At 58.7% G+C, this 15,491-nt stretch carries 16 protein-coding genes; 3 read left to right on the plus strand and 13 right to left on the minus strand.

Annotation, left to right across the window (positions count from 1 at the left end):
- Positions 1–8 precede the first annotated feature (8 nt).
- Entirely contained in the window at positions 9–548 is a 540-nt protein-coding gene (locus tag PQR27_RS35540; protein ID WP_408528202.1) for a septal ring lytic transglycosylase RlpA family protein, read from the plus strand.
- A 37-nt stretch (positions 549–585) separates the two neighbouring features.
- Here PQR27_RS35540 and PQR27_RS35545 read toward each other — a convergent pair whose 3' ends face one another.
- Positions 586–1,896 (minus strand): MFS transporter, encoded by a 1,311-nt coding sequence (locus tag PQR27_RS35545; protein ID WP_408528203.1) that lies wholly within the window; start codon positions 1,894–1,896, stop codon positions 586–588.
- Positions 1,897–1,914: 18 nt separating this feature from the next.
- Positions 1,915–3,036 carry a tartrate dehydrogenase gene (locus PQR27_RS35550; protein ID WP_408528204.1) on the minus strand — a complete coding sequence of 374 codons (1,122 nt, stop codon included), beginning with the start codon at positions 3,034–3,036 and terminating at the stop codon, positions 1,915–1,917.
- Between the two features lie 108 nt (positions 3,037–3,144).
- Here PQR27_RS35550 and PQR27_RS35555 point away from each other — a divergent pair, with 108 nt between their 5' ends.
- Entirely contained in the window at positions 3,145–4,095 is a 951-nt protein-coding gene (locus PQR27_RS35555) for a LysR family transcriptional regulator (protein WP_408528205.1), read from the plus strand.
- Here PQR27_RS35555 and PQR27_RS35560 read toward each other — a convergent pair.
- The gene (locus tag PQR27_RS35560) at positions 4,087–4,716 is read right to left on the minus strand and encodes a nitronate monooxygenase (protein ID WP_408528206.1); all 630 of its coding nucleotides are present in this window, start codon (positions 4,714–4,716) and stop codon (positions 4,087–4,089) included. The genes PQR27_RS35555 and PQR27_RS35560 overlap by 9 nt on opposite strands.
- A gap of 51 nt (positions 4,717–4,767) precedes the next feature.
- The gene (locus tag PQR27_RS35565; RefSeq protein WP_408528207.1) at positions 4,768–5,547 is read right to left on the minus strand and encodes an enoyl-CoA hydratase/isomerase family protein; all 780 of its coding nucleotides are present in this window, start codon (positions 5,545–5,547) and stop codon (positions 4,768–4,770) included.
- Positions 5,548–5,724: 177 nt separating this feature from the next.
- Here PQR27_RS35565 and PQR27_RS35570 point away from each other — a divergent pair, with 177 nt between their 5' ends.
- Positions 5,725–6,411, plus strand: a complete 687-nt coding sequence (locus PQR27_RS35570; protein WP_408528208.1) for a TetR/AcrR family transcriptional regulator — start codon at positions 5,725–5,727, stop codon at positions 6,409–6,411.
- 56 nt (positions 6,412–6,467) lie between these two features.
- On the opposite strand, the gene PQR27_RS35575 is transcribed toward PQR27_RS35570, so the two are convergent.
- From PQR27_RS35575 to PQR27_RS35615, 9 genes are all read right to left on the minus strand, one after another.
- Entirely contained in the window at positions 6,468–6,812 is a 345-nt protein-coding gene (locus PQR27_RS35575; protein WP_408528209.1) for a hypothetical protein, read from the minus strand.
- Positions 6,813–6,864: 52 nt separating this feature from the next.
- The gene (locus PQR27_RS35580) at positions 6,865–8,607 is read right to left on the minus strand and encodes an FAD-dependent oxidoreductase (RefSeq protein ID WP_408528210.1); all 1,743 of its coding nucleotides are present in this window, start codon (positions 8,605–8,607) and stop codon (positions 6,865–6,867) included.
- 145 nt (positions 8,608–8,752) lie between these two features.
- Positions 8,753–9,460 carry an SDR family NAD(P)-dependent oxidoreductase gene (locus tag PQR27_RS35585; protein ID WP_408528211.1) on the minus strand — a complete coding sequence of 236 codons (708 nt, stop codon included), beginning with the start codon at positions 9,458–9,460 and terminating at the stop codon, positions 8,753–8,755.
- A 179-nt stretch (positions 9,461–9,639) separates the two neighbouring features.
- Positions 9,640–10,887, minus strand: coding sequence for an acyl-CoA dehydrogenase family protein (locus PQR27_RS35590; RefSeq protein ID WP_408528212.1), 1,248 nt, complete (start codon positions 10,885–10,887; stop codon positions 9,640–9,642).
- A 14-nt stretch (positions 10,888–10,901) separates the two neighbouring features.
- Entirely contained in the window at positions 10,902–11,852 is a 951-nt protein-coding gene (locus PQR27_RS35595; RefSeq protein ID WP_408528213.1) for a phosphotransferase family protein, read from the minus strand.
- A 221-nt stretch (positions 11,853–12,073) separates the two neighbouring features.
- Positions 12,074–12,517 (minus strand): nuclear transport factor 2 family protein, encoded by a 444-nt coding sequence (locus PQR27_RS35600; protein ID WP_408528214.1) that lies wholly within the window; start codon positions 12,515–12,517, stop codon positions 12,074–12,076.
- A 13-nt stretch (positions 12,518–12,530) separates the two neighbouring features.
- Positions 12,531–13,457 carry a 3,5-dioxohexanoate:acetyl-CoA acetone transferase gene (gene kce, locus PQR27_RS35605; RefSeq protein ID WP_408528215.1) on the minus strand — a complete coding sequence of 309 codons (927 nt, stop codon included), beginning with the start codon at positions 13,455–13,457 and terminating at the stop codon, positions 12,531–12,533.
- Between the two features lie 4 nt (positions 13,458–13,461).
- A complete protein-coding gene (locus PQR27_RS35610; RefSeq protein ID WP_408528216.1) occupies positions 13,462–14,487 on the minus strand; it encodes an NADP-dependent oxidoreductase in 1,026 nt (341 codons plus the stop codon).
- A 10-nt stretch (positions 14,488–14,497) separates the two neighbouring features.
- On the minus strand, positions 14,498–15,487 hold the full coding sequence (locus PQR27_RS35615) for a fumarylacetoacetate hydrolase family protein (RefSeq protein WP_408528217.1): 990 nt from the start codon (positions 15,485–15,487) through the stop codon (positions 14,498–14,500).
- Positions 15,488–15,491: the final 4 nt, after the last annotated feature.

Raw genomic sequence — 15,491 nt, forward strand, 5'->3', positions numbered from 1 at the left:
GGGTGACTATGATGAATCGCCCACTTCGAACCCTTCTGCTTCTGGTCCTGCCGTGCTGGCTGAGTACAGCGCTGCCGGCGCAGCAGCCGGCACCCGCCGATGCCAACAAACAGGCGAGTCCGCAGACGGCTCACCACGCAGGTCTTGACCGCTCCGGCAAGACGCGCAAGGGCAAGGCCTCTTACTACGGCCGGAAGTTTTACACCAGGAAGATGGCCGACGGTACACCCATGGATCCGCAATCGAATGCCGCAGCGAGTAAGACGCTGCCGCTTGGCACGAAGGCTCGGGTCACGAATCTGGAAAACGGCAACAGCGAGGTGGTCGAAATCAGGGATCGCGGCCCGTACGTCAAGAATCGAATCGTGGACGTGACGCCAAAAACCGCCGATAAGCTCGGTCTGAAAGAAAATGGCACCGCCCCCGTCGAAGTCAAACCGGTGGAAGTTCCGCAGTCCGATGGCACCGTAAAGCCGGGCACAGGCGCCACGGACACCGCGCGAGGCAAGTCGTCGGCTGCCTTGCAGGATAGCCATTCCACGTATTGAGTCGCGCTGTCCTGGGTCACGCGACGCCAATCCCCGCTCAGTGCCCGTGCCGCTCGCTGACCGCAACCGGTGCCTGCTTCGACTGCCGGCTCAGCATCAACGTCACCACAGCCGACACGGCCAACGTCGCCCCCACCACATACAACCCTGCCGAGTAACCACCCGTCACGTTCTTGAGCCAGCCGATCGCGAATGGACCGACGAAGCCGCCCAGATTGCCGACCGAGTTGATCATCGCGATCCCAGCAGCGGCACCGGCGCCTGACAGGAACATGCTCGGCATTGCCCACAACGGCGCCTTGGCCGCGCTAATCCCGATGTTCACGATCACGAGCGCCAGGATGATCATCAAAGCGGTAGTCGCGTTACCGGCAAAAACGAATCCGAGGCACGCCAGCACACAAGGAATAACAACGTGCCAGGTGCGCTCCTCCGTGCGGTCCGAATGCTTCGCCCACACGATCATCGCGACCACGGCGAGGATGCTCGGTATGCCTGCCAGCAATCCTGTTTCGAACGACCCGAATCCATACTGGCGAATGATCAGCGGTGCCCACAAGCCGAGTGTGTACAGTCCTGCCGACGTGCCAAAGTAGATGAGTGCGACTGCGAGCACGCGCGGATCGCGCAAGGCGCTGAGCGCGCCGGCGGTGTGCCCGGCATGCGATTGTTTCGCCTCTGCTTCCATCTTCATCTTCGCGATCAGCCAGTCACGCTCTTCCGGTTGAAGCCACTGCGCTTTCGCCGGCGTGTCCGTCAGGTACTTCAGTACAAAGAAGCCGAGAATGATCGCCGGCACCGCTTCGAGCATGTAGAGCATCTGCCAGTCGGCCAGTCCGGCGAGCGGTGGCAGCTTCATGATGGCGCCGGAGAGCGGCGAGCCGATCGCGGTCGAGATCGGCGCGGCTGCCATGAACCATGCCGCTGCGACCGCGCGTTGCCGCGCGGGGAACCACAGGCTCAGATACACGATGATGCCGGGGAAGAAGCCCGCTTCGGCGACGCCCAGGATGAAGCGTAGCGCGTAGAAGCTGTTTGGGCCGACGACGAACGCCGACGCGAACGACACGATTCCCCATGACACCATCACGCGGGCAATCCACCGGCGTGCGCCAACCTTGTGAAGAATCAGGTTCGACGGCACTTCGAACAGGAAGTAGCCAATGAAGAACAGTCCGCCGCCGAGACCGAACGCTGTCGGCGAAAGGCCGATGGCCTTGTTCATCGACAGCGCGGCAAAGCCCACGTTGACGCGGTCAAGAAAACTCACGAAATACAGCAGCATCACGAACGGGATAATTCGCAGCATGAGCTTGCGGGAAACCCGGCTTTCGAGTTCTGAAATCATGGTCTCCTCCTTGGAGGCTTAAGCCGCGTCACCCAGGGGGACTTCCTTCGGAGCATTCGCTGCGGGCGCTGCCGCTTTCTCGAGGAACGCGCAGACGGCAGCCGTCACTTGCGCGGTCGTTGCCGTGCCGCCCAGGTCGCGGGTGTGCAGCGAGGTGTCGGCGGTCACCGCTTCGACGGCTTGCATCACGCGTTTTGCCGCGTCGAATTCGCCCAGGTGTTCGAGCAGCATGACGACCGACCAGAAGGTGCCGACCGGATTGGCGAGGCCTTTGCCCATGATGTCGAACGCGGAACCGTGGATCGGCTCGAACATCGACGGATACCGACGTTCCGGATCGATGTTGCCCGTCGGCGCGATGCCGAGGCTGCCGGCGAGTGCGGCGGCGAGGTCGCTGAGGATATCGGCGTGGAGGTTGGTGGCAACGATCGTGTCGAGCGTGGTCGGGCGGTTGATCATGCGGGCGGTTGACGCGTCCACCAGTTCCTTGTCCCATTTGACGTCCGGGAATTCCTTCGAGATTTCGAGGGCGATTTCGTCCCACATCACCATGGCGTGACGCTGTGCGTTGCTCTTCGTAATGACGGTCAACAATTTGCGCGGACGGGATTGCGCGAGTCGGAACGCGAACCGCATGATCCGCTCGACACCGGCGCGCGTCAGGATCGACACGTCCGTCGCCGCTTCGATCGGATGCCCCTGGTGGACGCGGCCGCCCACGCCGGAATATTCACCCTCAGAGTTTTCGCGGACGATGACCCAGTTCAGGTCTTCCGGCTTGCAGCGTTTCAACGGTCCGTCGATGCCCGGCAGGATCCGGGTCGGACGAACGTTAGCGTACTGGTCGAAGCCCTGGCAGATCTTGAGGCGCAGGCCCCACAGCGTGATGTGGTCGGGAATGTCCGGATCGCCTGCCGAGCCGAACAGGATCGCGTCCTTGTCGCGAATGGCGTCGAGCCCGTTGGCCGGCATCATGACGCCGTGTTCGCGGTAGTAGTCGCCGCCCCAGTCGAAGTTTTCGAATTCGAATGCGAACGACTCCGTGGTCTTTGCGAGTGCTTCGAGGACCTGCGCGCCAGCGGGTACGACTTCCTTGCCAATGCCGTCGCCGGGGATGGTTGCGATGCGATAGGTTTTCATGTCTCCGTCCTTCAGATGTTGTGGTGTGAGTGAACTTTAGCCATCTCCGGACGCAAAAACCGGTGCTAAACTCAAAGCATCTTTAACTTAAATTCACAAGTGAATGCCATGCGCGACACCGTCGAACCGTCCGATTTAGGCTTTTTTTCGACGCTCGCTGCGTCCGGCAGCCTGAGCGCCGCCGCGCGCGAGCTGGGGCTGACGGCGGCGGCCGTCAGCAAGCATTTGACGCAGATGGAGAGTCGCGCGGGTGTTCCGCTCGTCAACCGGACCACACGGCGGATGATGCTCACGCCGGAGGGCGAGTTGTACCTCGCGCACGCGCGCCGGATCCTCGACGAGATCGACGAGCTGGCCGAACTGCTGGGCACCGCCAAGAAAAGTCCGAAGGGCCTGCTGCGCGTGAACGCGACGCTCGGCTTTGGGCGTAGCCATGTCGCACCGGCGATCTCGCGCTTTGTCGCGAAGTATCCGCAGGTATCGGTTCAGCTTCAGCTATCGGTCACGCCGCCGCCGCTGACGGACGACACGTTCGACGTCTGCATCCGGTTTGGCGAGCCGCCCGATACACGGGTCGTCGCGCGTCGCCTCGCGGGCAACCGGAGGCTGCTGTGTGCCGCGCCTTCGTACATCGCGTCACACGGGATGCCAACGACCGCGCACGATCTGACGCGACACAACTGCATCGGCATCCGTCAAGGCGACGAAGCCTATGGCGTGTGGCGTCTGACCTCCGGCAGGGGCGCGTCGCGCAAGACGGAAGCGGTGCGGATCAATGGCACGTTGACAACCAACGATGGTGAAATCGCGGTGAAGTGGGCGCTCGACGGACATGGCATTCTGATGCGGGCCGAGTGGGACATTAAGCAATATCTGGTCGACGGTTCACTGGTCCTCGTGCTGCCCGACCACGATACGCCGAATGCCGATATCTTCGCGGTGTATTCGCCACGGCATCAGATGTCCAACCGCATTCGCGCGTTCGTCGACTTTATCGCGCAGGATCTTCGGAGCGAAGCGGGGGAGACTATTTCAGATCGTCCACGGACTTCAAACTAACGGCTCAGTGATGAGCCTGGTACCGACTCCGACGGCATCGGCGCCAAGCGCGAGCGCGGCTGCTATCCCACGGACGTCGACGATACTCCCTGACGCGAGCACCAAAGCGTCTTTGCCGACAGCGTCGACCATCGATTGAAGCAGCGCGAAAGTTGGCTGCCCGCTTCTGCTGTGGCTACCGGTGTGGCAGTCACGTGTAATGACGAGCTCGGCGCCGTCGTTGATCGCAGTGCGTGCCGCTCCGATGCTGCCGACCTGTTCCCATACTGAAACACATGCGTCGCGCAGGACACGTATGTGCTCCGCGCGCGGATGACCCCAATGAAACGAGACAATGGGTACACGTTCCTCGGCGCAGACGCGAATTGCCCCGTCGTTATCGAAGCAGGTGATGATGTCGATGTTGAATGGCGCTAAAGTCGCTCCGCGAATGGCGCGGATATATCTGCGCAATTGCTCCGGAGGGGTACTGCCGGCCACCAGCGAACCGATGCCGCCGGCATTGGAGACGGCGATGGCGAATTCCGGTGTCGACGGCGCGAATACCACGCCGGCGCCGGCAAACGGATATCTGACGCCAAAGCGTCGTGTGAAGCGGGTAGGGATGCGTATTGCACTCAACGCGGCGGCCTATCGGATAAGTAAGCAGAATCGATTGCTGAACCGCAATGTCTAACGCTTACGAGCCTTGGACTGTTGTATGAACTGTGCAACGTTCGTACGAAATTCGGGCGTAGAGGCGCATCTCAGGAACGCCTGCTTTTCGCGCTCAAGGTGTTGTTCGAGTTCATCGTCGGACAGGCTGCCGATCAGCGACTTGATCTCGGCGACCGCAACCGGTGGGTAGCTGGACATCGTTCTGGCTAGCTCGACGGCAGTATCCTCAAGTGATAACGGATCAGCGACACGTTGAACCAGTCCCAATGATTGCGCTTCTTCTGCACCCAATGGCTCCTTGCGCAAGAAAATGTCGAGCGCGCGCGCCGGTCCTAGTCGGCGCGTAAGCTGGTACGAGAGTCCGCCGTCGCTTGATGTCCCAAGCCTCGGATAGCCGACTACAAATTTTGCCGTATTCATCGCGACGACTGCGTCGCAAGCTAACGCCAACGAGAAACCTGCCCCGGCCGCGGCGCCCTGGACGCTTGCAATCACTGGTAGCGGTAGCCTGCGTATCGCCAGAATCACCGCGTGCAATGCGCTGATCAGCGCTTCGAGGGAACCATCGCCCTTATCCAGACATTCGAGGATTTGAGCAAGATCGCCTCCCGCCGAGAATACGCTGCCCGTGGCCCGCAATACCACGGCTCGGTAGTGATGTGAGCTTTTGATGTCGTTCAGGGCTCCAAGCAGCCCTTCGCAAAACGATAGGTCTATCGTGTTCGCCTGCTCGTCGTTAAACATCGTGACGATGACAATATCGTCAGTTTGACTCCGGGTAATGTTGTTTGCCATTTCAATATCAGTGGATCAGAGTGATTGTGAAAGACTTCGCCGTTCGGATATCAAGGTTGGGTGCATCGAGCATCAGGGCTGTGCCTCCGGTTCCGCTGTGCCGGTGTCAACGGCTTGCCGATGGATACGCCGCCCGTGTATCCTGAAAGACTTCTGCACGATGTTATTGGAACTCGCATGATCGAGGCAACCAAAGCCAAAGAACCGCCTGCGGACGAGCCGGCGCCGCCAGCAGCCGGACGTAGGCGCAATGAGAATCGGCGCGAACAGACGCGCGCGATTGAGACTCGCCGGGCAATCATGGACGCCGCGTTGAACGAATTTGCTGAACGCGGCTTTGACGGGGCTAGCATGCGTCATATCGGCGATCGGGCCGGTCTGGAATATACGCTCATCACCTATCACTTCCGCAACAAGGACGCCCTTTGGCGTGCGGTCGCTGAAGATGCTTTCACGCAAATCGAGGAAAAATGGAACAAGGCGATTCCAGCCGATTCGCAAATGTCTGCTGCAGACCGGGTACGTGCTGAGTTTCGTGCTTTCCTTCAGTTCACGATCGAACATACGGCTTTCCATCATTTCATGCTGAGGGAGAATCAGGTGAGTAGCCCGCGGCTCGCCTGGTTGCTGGAAAACGTCCTGGTGAAGACGAGGGAACGTATCCTGCCGCAGATTCGTGCGGCTCAAGCAGCTGGCGGGTTGATCAAGGCGGACCCCAACCTGCTTTATTACATGCTCATCGGGATGACTTCCGTGCTCTCCTCCCTGAAAGGGGAGATGAGTGAAACGACAGGTTTTTCGCTCGACGATTCCAGGGCGGTGAATCGCTATTGGAAGCTGATCGAGCGAGCCGTGTTCACTTAGAAGTTCAGGACCGAGGTATCAAAAATTGCCGCTGGTTTTCAGATGGCGTCATACGCTCAATCGTTTTTTGCGCCTGCGGTGATCCATGCGCGAATTGTTTCTATGTCCTCCGCTGGTAGAGCGCTGCCCAGAGGCATGCGCTCGCCCTTGCCACCCGAGGCGACCTGAGAGCCCGTGACTTTCGCAAGTACATAACTCGAGTTCGGTGCACCGGGAACAACCAGCATAAGACGAGATTCCGTGCTTTGGCGCCCGACGATCGCTGTGTACGATTTTCCACCTTCAAGAATGAGCCCTTGTGGAGCGGCGCCAGCTTGGTGACAGGAGACGCAGTTGGCATCAAAGATAGGCTGGATGTTGTCTTTGAAAGTAGGCGTCGCAGTCGCAGTGCGAATAAACATCAACGCACATAGGAGCGCCGTTCCGGCGGCCGTTCTGTATTGAAGTCTCACTTTAAGCTTCCTTCTCTGTTTCAAGGGCCGCGTGTCGGCCAGCCAGGGTTCCAAACGTGATAGCCGGCCCGAGCGTTCCGCCGGCTCCCCAATAGGCGCTGCTAGCCGGGGACGCGACACAATTGCCGGCACCGTAGAGGCCAGGTATGGGTTGCCCGTCGACATCCACTATCTGCGCCTGCGCGTTAATGACCGGGCCGCCATTTGTGTCAAGCGTGCCGGCTCCAACGATAATGGCGAAGAACGGGCCGTTGGCGTCAAACGGGTGAACAGTGGGATTGGGGCTGGCCGGCTTCCACTGCGTATCGGTGCGCGGTTTTGAGTTCACCTGCGTATGCCAAACGCTGTCGTAGGGATACTTGCCGCGCTCAAACTCGGTGTCGACTCCCTGTTTGGCATCGACGTTGTACCTTTTGATCTGTGCATGCAGACTCTGAGCGAAATTGGCCGCCAACTTTTCACGACCGATTCTGGCTTGCAGGGAATCAAGACGAGCCTGAATGGCGTCGCCCAAGGCATCGAGCGACGGTGCCTGAATAACGTAACTCGCACTTTCTCCCGGTCCTGGCAACGGATAATTGCCGGCGAAGAGTTCTGCCGTTCGCCTGTCGTAGACCATGAACAGGAGCTTGTTGGGATAGTCCGACGCGACCGCGTCCCAAACGAAATGAACGCGAGCCCGCTCGTGATAGTTACGCTTTTCGTCCACGACCCGACGGCCATATTTATTGATCAGTATCATGCTGTCGCCTGGGGGCTGCCAGATGTCGCGGGGAACGCTCGGCGATTCCAATGCGCTTTCAAGGATGAGTTCCGCCCGCCAGGCGTTGGCCATGTTGCCGAGTTTGGTCCCACTTCGCATGCCGATCTTGACCAGATCCCCCTGATTGGTGGGCACCGCGCAGCCGCCCCAATTTGGCCCAGGCTGGAAGTTCAACATCAGGTCGGGATTGTGCGTAAACCCGCCGCTGCCAAACACTACGGCTTTAAGGGCTCGAATATGAATCGGACCGTCTGGCGTTGTTACGGCGACGCCGGTCACCTGGCCTGCTGCGTTTCGCTCAACGCCGGTGACCGCATGACGAAAAAGGAAGGGGACTTTGCGTGCATCGAGCCATGCGCGTAATTGACGAACCAACTCGCGCCCCTGACCGATTTCGCCATCCGGTTTTAGCGGAACAAGAACGCGCCCTTGAGGGGTTTTGTTGATCCCGTCGTGATCCTGGTAGTCTGGAAGTTCTACGAGAAGGGAGCGCATGACACCCGACTTCTCAAGGTCCTCTACGATCGGCGCGGCGTTGTCGTAATAGGCTTCGATCAACCCGTACTCGTGTTCGCCGACACCATATCGCGGCTGATCATCCCGGTAGAGAGTGGGGTAGGCGCCGTGAACCATGTAGCGTATCGCATCGGCTTTCGCGTCAACCATGCCCTTGGCAACGAGGTGATGGTTGTTTGGAATCCAGTAGGCACCATCCGACTTGCTTGTCGTACCGCCAGCTGCAGCGCCCTTTTCGACCACGACCACACTCGCGCCGGCTTTCGTCGCGGCGACGGCTGCTGACAACGCAGCCGCGCCCGAGCCGACCACAACGACATCGACGGTACGAGACCAACTGCGAGCGCTCGTCGATGCCGTTTCGGCTCTTGCCTGCACAGAGAGCGTCGCTGCTCCAATTCCCGCCGCCGCGGCGCGGCCCAAAAAAGCGCGACGCGACAGGTTATCTTTAGTTTTTTCGTCCATGCTCGTCTCCGGTATCTTTTTGTCCTGGCGTGGTGCCGTATTCCCGCTTGCTGTTCCCGTCCGAGGACGGGGCGGCCGCTCCGATCCCCGACCAGATCGCGTCTCCACAAATTCGCTTATGGAATGTGTGGCATAGCCGTTTTACTCAAACGCGTCCGAAAACCGGGATTAGCGCACCAGTAACGGCATCTGCCCTGCGCGACAGGAGGAACGCAATGACCTCTGCCACCGCTTCCGGTTTTACCCAGCGGCTGACGTCGGCGCCTGGGATGTCCGCACGGTTTCGGGGCGTATCGATGATGCTGGGCAGCACGGCGTTGACCGTAAGCCCACTTTCCTTGAACTCCTCGGCAAGCGCTTCCGTCAGACGGGCAACCGCGGATTTACTCGCCGCGTACGGACCCATTCCAGGCATTCCTTTGTTTGCTGCGCCAGCGCCGATGTTGATGATTCGCGCTCCTTCCTGGGCGGTCAAAAGTGGCAGCGCCGCCTTCGACGCCGTCACGGCCGTCTTCACATTGACTCGAAACAGATAGTCCCAGGTGTCAAGCTCACCTTCCTGCACGGTTGCCCAGCGAAACGCCCCTGCAACGTTGACCAGGCCAGAGAGCGCTCCGTATTTAGCTGCGATGTCTGCCATTGCCTGCTTTGCCGCTTCGTCGGAAGCAAGATCAACTCCTCCAAGTACGAGGGCGTTGGCCAGTGCTTCGGGAAGCTTGCTGGCAGGGGCGGCGGCTGAGTCGATCAAGACGACTTGTGCTCCGTAGCTGGCGGCGGTCAGCGCTGTCGCCATACCGAGACTGCCGAACCCACCGGTGACCGCAATGACTTTGCCACTCAATTCGTTGTTCATGCTTGCCTCTCCATCTATCGAGTTGATTTGGGCTCTTGAGTAATGCCCAACAAAAAAATGCGTCTGCAGCACCTCGTGGCGGCTTATTTCGTAGGCCGAGCGCCTGGAACGATAGCGCTGCACTACAACCACGCAGGGGTGCCCGCGCCGTGCGTTACCGCACTACGTTCAGTCGGCCATCAGGCTGTCATGCAATAGGCGGCCGTTGATCCTGGACTTGCTTTGGCCTTCGCAAGCTCTTCGCGCGCAATTGTGCGCAGGTGAACTTCGTCAGGGCCGTCGAGAAAGCGTAGAGCGCGGCCCCACGTCCACAGGAACGAGAGCGGCGTGTCAGGCGTAAGCCCCATCGCGCCGAATACCTGGATGGCCCGATCGAGCACACGAGTCTGTAACTGCGCGGCGACAAGTTTGATCGCCGACACATCGACACGCGCGGCCTGATTTCCCTGCTGGTCGAGCACCCACGCTGCACGGAGGACGAGCAGACGCGCCTGGTCAATTTCCACACGCGAGTAGGCGATCCAATCCTGCACATTGGCAAACTCGCTCAGGTGTTTGCCGAACGCGCGTCGCTCTATGGCGCGTGCACACATCATTTCAAGTGCGAGTTCGCACTGGCCAAGAGTGCGCATGCAATGATGCACACGGCCGGGTCCGAGCCTTGCCTGGGCGAGAGCGAAACCTGCGCCTTCTTCTCCGAGCAGGTTCGTGACGGGAACCCGAACATCTTTCAGCAAAAGCTCGCAATGACCTTCGGGGGAGACGTGATGCATGATCGGCACGTTGCGCACAACCTCCAATCCAGGCGTCGGGAAGGGGACGATCACCATCGAGTGGCGCTTGTGCGGGTCCGCCTCCGGCCGTTCATCGGACTTTCCGAGGACGATAATGAACTTGCAATCGGGGTGTTCCGCACCGGTAACGAACCACTTGCGACCGTTGATTACGTACTCGTCGCCTTCCCGCCGAATCGTGGTACGTATATTGGTGGCATCGGATGAGGCGACGTCGGGCTCGGTCATCGCAAAGCAGGAGCGGATGTCACCGTCGAGTAACGGTTTCAGCCAGCGATCAGCCTGCCCGGCCGTCGCAAACATATGCAGCAACTCCATGTTGCCGGTGTCGGGTGCGTTGCAGTTGAAGACTTCCGGTGCCCAAGGAATGCGGCCCATGATTTCCGCGAGTGGCGCATATTCCAGGTTGGTCAGGCGAGTGCCCGGTTCGTCTTCGCGCAGCCCGGGCAAGAACAGGTTCCACAGGCCGGTCTGCTTGGCGAGTACCTTCAGCGGCGCGATCACTTCGGTCGGATACGTGCCGCGCTCGACTTGCCGATGCCATTCAGCGTTAGCCGGCAGTACATGGCGTTGCATAAAGTCGCGCAAGGTGTCCTGCATGATGCGCACGTTCTGCGGGTACTGGAAATCCATGAAACGGTCCCTGTTCAAGAATTGTCGACTAGACCATTGATCGCTTCGATACCGCGACGCGCCATCGCGCGACCCAGAAGACCGACCTCGTACGCGTTATCTGCGGTAGCGATGCCGCTTTTTGCTCGCGCTGCAATGCCTTCGAAAATCACCGCCCAGCGAAGAAAGGCGAACGCAAAATGAAATGGAGTGACACCGGTGCCACGCCCTGCCAGACGGTAGTAATGCTCCAGGTATTCCCTTTCGGAAGGGATCCCAAGTCCATCGAGATCCAGTTCGCGGATGCCGCCGTACTCGGCAGGCAAAGTCCGCCACGCGGTGCAGTTGAAAGCCACGTCCGCTAGCGGGTGTCCCAGGGTAGAGAGCTCCCAGTCGAGCACGCCAATCACGCTCGGCTCTGTTGGGTGGAACATGAGGTTGCCTAAGCGGAAATCCCCGTGACTGATCGTCGTGCTATCGTCGTCGGGAATATTCCCCGGCAGCCACGTAAGGAGCCGATCGATATCCGGGTTCTCGCGTGTTTTCGACATTGCCCACTGCTTTGACCAGCGAGCAATCTGCCGTTGGAAGTAATTGCCCGGCCGACCATAGTCAGATAGACCAATTGCCTGCCAATCCACCTTGTGCAGACGCGCCATGGTTTCCGCCATGGCCAGATAAATGGCCCGGCGCTCAGCGGGCGACATGCCTGGCAGTGAGCAGTCGCTAAGAACACGCCCTTCGAGTCGTTCCGTGAGATAGAACGGAGTACCGATAATGTCGCTTTCGGAATGAAACAGAACAGTCCTGGGTACCGGTACATCGGTTGCAGCGAGAGAATTGAGTATCCGGAACTCACGATCGACCGCATGTGCCGAGGGAAGAATGTCTCCCGCCGGCTTCTTGCGAAGAACCAGGCGCCGATTGGTGAACGAGACAAAGAATGTCGGATTCGACTGACCACCGCTGACGCGTTCCAGGATCATGGGCCCCTCCAACTCGGAGATTGCCTCTCGAAGAAACGCATCCAGGCGGTCTGGGTTGAACTCTAGAGCCGATTCTGCAGTGTGCATCACATCTTCCAAAGGGCAGTGGTCATGGCGTATCGTGCTTTTCAGCGCGGTGGCGCATGCCGTATATATAGTATTCCTACGTTGTGGAGGCGGGATGAAGATAGATTTCAAACCCGCCTATATCCACGAGGCAATCACCACTGACGTTCGGCGCCCCAAAGGAAGCGGCCAGCGTCTTTGCTGCTGTAATCCGGGTCGAGATAGATATGCATGCGACTGATCAAACCGTCATCGCGGAACTCAAACAAACTACAGAATCGTCCGCCGGCCGTCCGACCTCCTGACCAGGCCGTACCATCGCCGTAGATGCCCTCAGTGGTGCCTTCGACGACAACGAAATTGCTTCCTTCGAGGAATTTCATTGCCTCAATGTCGTGCGAGATCGACTTCAGCGAGCCTATCAGGCCGGTGGCAAGCTCTGTGAATTCTGCCTTGCCATGGCCAATGCCAAACTTGGGGAAATAGAACTGAAAGCCGTCGGCAAACAATTCGAACAAGTCCGGTCTGCCAGCATCGCCACGGGCGAAGTATTCCTTTGCCGTTGCGACGTTCCTCGAAACCTCTTTTGAAATTGACATATCTGGTCCGCCTTCAGAAGTTAACGTTATCGCTGCCTTTCAGCGCAAGAATTTCACGAGCCTCGGCCGGTGTGGCGATTTCCATGGAAAGTGGCTCCAGGATCGAACGGATCAAACGCACCTGTTCGGCGTTGGAGGAGGCAAGCTTCCCTTTACCGGCGTAGAGCGAATCCTCGAGACCAACCCGAACATTGGCACCGTTGATCGCACCCATGGTGATGAATGGCATCTGGTGGCGACCACTTGCCATCACCGACCAGCGATATGCGTCACCGAACAGCTTGTCAGCGATCCGTTTCGCGTGAAGCAGGTTTTCGGTGTCGGCTCCCTGGCCACCGAGAATGCCGAAGATGGACTGCACAAATAGCGGCGGCGTAACGAGCTTACGATCGAGGAAATGCGCCAGTGTATAAAGATGGCTGACGTCGTAGCATTCAAATTCGAACTTGGTACCGTGTCCTTTGCCGAGCCGTTCGACAATGGTCTCAATATCCTTGAATGTGTTCTTGAAAATCCAGTCACGCGAAGCCTCGAGATAGGCAGGCTCCCAGTCGTATCTGAATTTCTGGTATCGATCCAGCATTGGGTACATGCCGAAGTTCATCGATCCCATGTTAAGCGAGCAGAGTTCCGGGGACGCAAGCTCGGCGGCACCCAGCCGGTCTTCGAGAGACATGCCTTGACCTCCGCCGGTCGTGATATTCACAACCGCGTCCGTCGCCTCCTTGATGCGCGGCAAGAAGCGCATAAACACTTCAGGATCCGGGGTTGGCTTCCCGGTCTGTGGATCGCGGGCATGCAAGTGCAATACTGATGCGCCGGCCTGCGCCGCCTCTATTGCCTGATCCGCGATCTGATCGGGCGTCACTGGCAAATGAGGGCTCATTGTCGGGGTATGCACCGCCCCCGTGATCGCGCAACTAATAATGATCTTTGACATATGTTTATCCTTTCGCTGCCGGAAGCCGGATCAGCAGTTTTCCCTGGTTCTTGCCAGAATAGAGACGCGCAATGGCTGTCGGCGCCTGTTCCAGCCCGTCCAGAATCTCTTCCCGATAATGCAACTTTCCTTCGCTTACCCATTGGCCGAGTTGGCTGACCGCCTCGTCGTAACGGTCGGCATAGTCGAGGGCAATGAAGCCCCGCATCATCGCGCGCTTTATCAGAAGATGGCGTTCGCAGCGAGGGCCGACCGGCCATGGATTCCAGCTTGCAATAGATGCGGTTCCACACACAGCAACGCGCGCGCCAATTGCAAGGTTTGGGAGCACCGCATCGCTGATTGCACCACTGGTATTGTCAAAGTAGACGTCAATGCCGTTTGGACAGAGCTGACGGATTGCCGTATCCAGATCGGACTCGTTCTTGTAGTCGATGGCGGCGTCATAGCCGAATTCGTCAATACATTGTTGGCGCTTTTCCGGGCCGCCTGCGATACCGATAACATTACAACCGAGAATTTTGGCAATCTGACCGACGCAAGAACCGACGGAGCCAGCTGCGGTCGAAACCAGGACCGTTTCTCCCGCCTTGGGCGCACAAATCTCGCGCAATCCGAAATAGGCGGCGATACCGTTAATCCCGAGCACACCTAGATGCAGCGAAAGCGGGAAATTATGTTCACGGATGCGCAAGAGCACTTCGTCGGCACGTACCGCCGCCAGCTCCTGCCATCCGAACAGACCCATGACACAGTCTCCCGGCGCGTAATTGGAATTACGCGAGCGAATGACCTTGCCAACGGCGAATGCGCGCATGACATCGCCAACCTCGATTCGCGTGCCATAACCTTTTGTATCGCTGAGCCAACCACGCATGGCCGGATCAACGGACAGGTAGCTATTGCTGACGAGTATTTCGCCTTCGGCAAGCTCTGGCGACGGCGCAGCGTTGAGATCGAAATGCTCTGCCTGAGGTACGCCCGTTGGCCGAGCCTTCAATGTCACGCGGCGATTCGTCATGTTAGACATTGTCTGTTCTCTACTCTTCAGCAATCAGAGAATATTGGCCGCCCAGGTCAATGCCAGCATGCAGATCGTGCATGGTCAAAGACAGGGTTTCGCCAGGCTGCAGGAAATTACCAAGCTTCTTCATTTCCACCCGGATCTCGTCTCGACGGCGTGCGTCGTCAAGAAGTTGCGTCTTGAGTGTCTCAACCAGCTTTGGTGTGCCTTGTGCGATGACGCCGCCAGGCGTCCCCGTCAGTATCATGTCGCCGGCGCGAAGATCCATGATCGAAGCGATCTGTGTGAGCGTTTCAGCTGGCTTGTAAATGAGTTGAGACGTGTTCGCGTGTTGACGTTGCACGCCTTGATAGGTAAGCGAAATATCAAGATTCTCGAGCGTTGCGCCCACCTCAGACGGGGTCATCAGGTACAGTACCGGCCCTGCCGGGCAGAAAGTCCGATAGCTCTTGCCTTGGAACCACTGCAGAAAAGACGCGCTAAACATCACATCGCGAGCAGAAACGTCGTTGCAAAGCACGACACCGGCGACATAGGATCCGATGTTGCTGTTGTCGACGGATGCGCTAGTCCCCAATTTCGCCCGCAGCACGATCCCGACCTCGACTTCGTAGTCGAGCAGTTCGACGCCCGCGGGGCGGACGATATCGTCGTACGGGCCCGAGAGCGAGGAACTCGCTTTGACGAACAGGAGATTCTGCTTTCGCTCGTGATGACCGGCCTCGGCTGCGTGGTCGGCGTAGTTGAGCCCTTGGCAAACGAGCGTTGCATCACTTGTCACAGGGCTTTGCAGCGACTTTGCTTTGATCTGTTTGCTCTGTCCGTGTTCGAAGACTTCCGGATTCCGATCGAATTCGGTGATGAGTTCGCCGGTCGAGAGATTTCCGTCGATTGCGAGATCAACTACTTCAATGACGTCATCAGGCGCTGTGGGAGGCTGGGATGCGAGCCTTCCCCAACGCAGTACGCCTGCTTCATCACGGTATCGAAGAATCATTACAGCCATGATT

The organism is Paraburkholderia fungorum (assembly GCF_046027215.1).
In the GTDB taxonomy this organism is placed as follows: Bacteria; Pseudomonadota; Gammaproteobacteria; order Burkholderiales; family Burkholderiaceae; genus Paraburkholderia; species Paraburkholderia fungorum_D.

What these genes read in the sequence shown, in the direction of transcription:
- PQR27_RS35540 (WP_408528202.1), top strand. Translation starts at nt 9, where the DNA reads ATGATGAATCGCCCACTTCGAACCCTTCTGCTTCTGGTCCTGCCGTGC.
- PQR27_RS35545 (WP_408528203.1), bottom strand. Translation starts at nt 1,896, where the DNA reads ATGATTTCAGAACTCGAAAGCCGGGTTTCCCGCAAGCTCATGCTGCGA.
- PQR27_RS35550 (WP_408528204.1), bottom strand. Translation starts at nt 3,036, where the DNA reads ATGAAAACCTATCGCATCGCAACCATCCCCGGCGACGGCATTGGCAAG.
- PQR27_RS35555 (WP_408528205.1), top strand. Translation starts at nt 3,145, where the DNA reads ATGCGCGACACCGTCGAACCGTCCGATTTAGGCTTTTTTTCGACGCTC.
- PQR27_RS35565 (WP_408528207.1), bottom strand. Translation starts at nt 5,547, where the DNA reads ATGGCAAACAACATTACCCGGAGTCAAACTGACGATATTGTCATCGTC.
- PQR27_RS35570 (WP_408528208.1), top strand. Translation starts at nt 5,725, where the DNA reads ATGATCGAGGCAACCAAAGCCAAAGAACCGCCTGCGGACGAGCCGGCG.
- PQR27_RS35575 (WP_408528209.1), bottom strand. Translation starts at nt 6,812, where the DNA reads ATGTTTATTCGCACTGCGACTGCGACGCCTACTTTCAAAGACAACATC.
- PQR27_RS35580 (WP_408528210.1), bottom strand. Translation starts at nt 8,607, where the DNA reads ATGGACGAAAAAACTAAAGATAACCTGTCGCGTCGCGCTTTTTTGGGC.
- PQR27_RS35585 (WP_408528211.1), bottom strand. Translation starts at nt 9,460, where the DNA reads ATGAACAACGAATTGAGTGGCAAAGTCATTGCGGTCACCGGTGGGTTC.
- PQR27_RS35590 (WP_408528212.1), bottom strand. Translation starts at nt 10,887, where the DNA reads ATGGATTTCCAGTACCCGCAGAACGTGCGCATCATGCAGGACACCTTG.
- PQR27_RS35595 (WP_408528213.1), bottom strand. Translation starts at nt 11,852, where the DNA reads ATGATCCTGGAACGCGTCAGCGGTGGTCAGTCGAATCCGACATTCTTT.
- PQR27_RS35600 (WP_408528214.1), bottom strand. Translation starts at nt 12,517, where the DNA reads ATGTCAATTTCAAAAGAGGTTTCGAGGAACGTCGCAACGGCAAAGGAA.
- kce (WP_408528215.1), bottom strand. Translation starts at nt 13,457, where the DNA reads ATGTCAAAGATCATTATTAGTTGCGCGATCACGGGGGCGGTGCATACC.
- PQR27_RS35610 (WP_408528216.1), bottom strand. Translation starts at nt 14,487, where the DNA reads ATGTCTAACATGACGAATCGCCGCGTGACATTGAAGGCTCGGCCAACG.
- PQR27_RS35615 (WP_408528217.1), bottom strand. Translation starts at nt 15,487, where the DNA reads ATGGCTGTAATGATTCTTCGATACCGTGATGAAGCAGGCGTACTGCGT.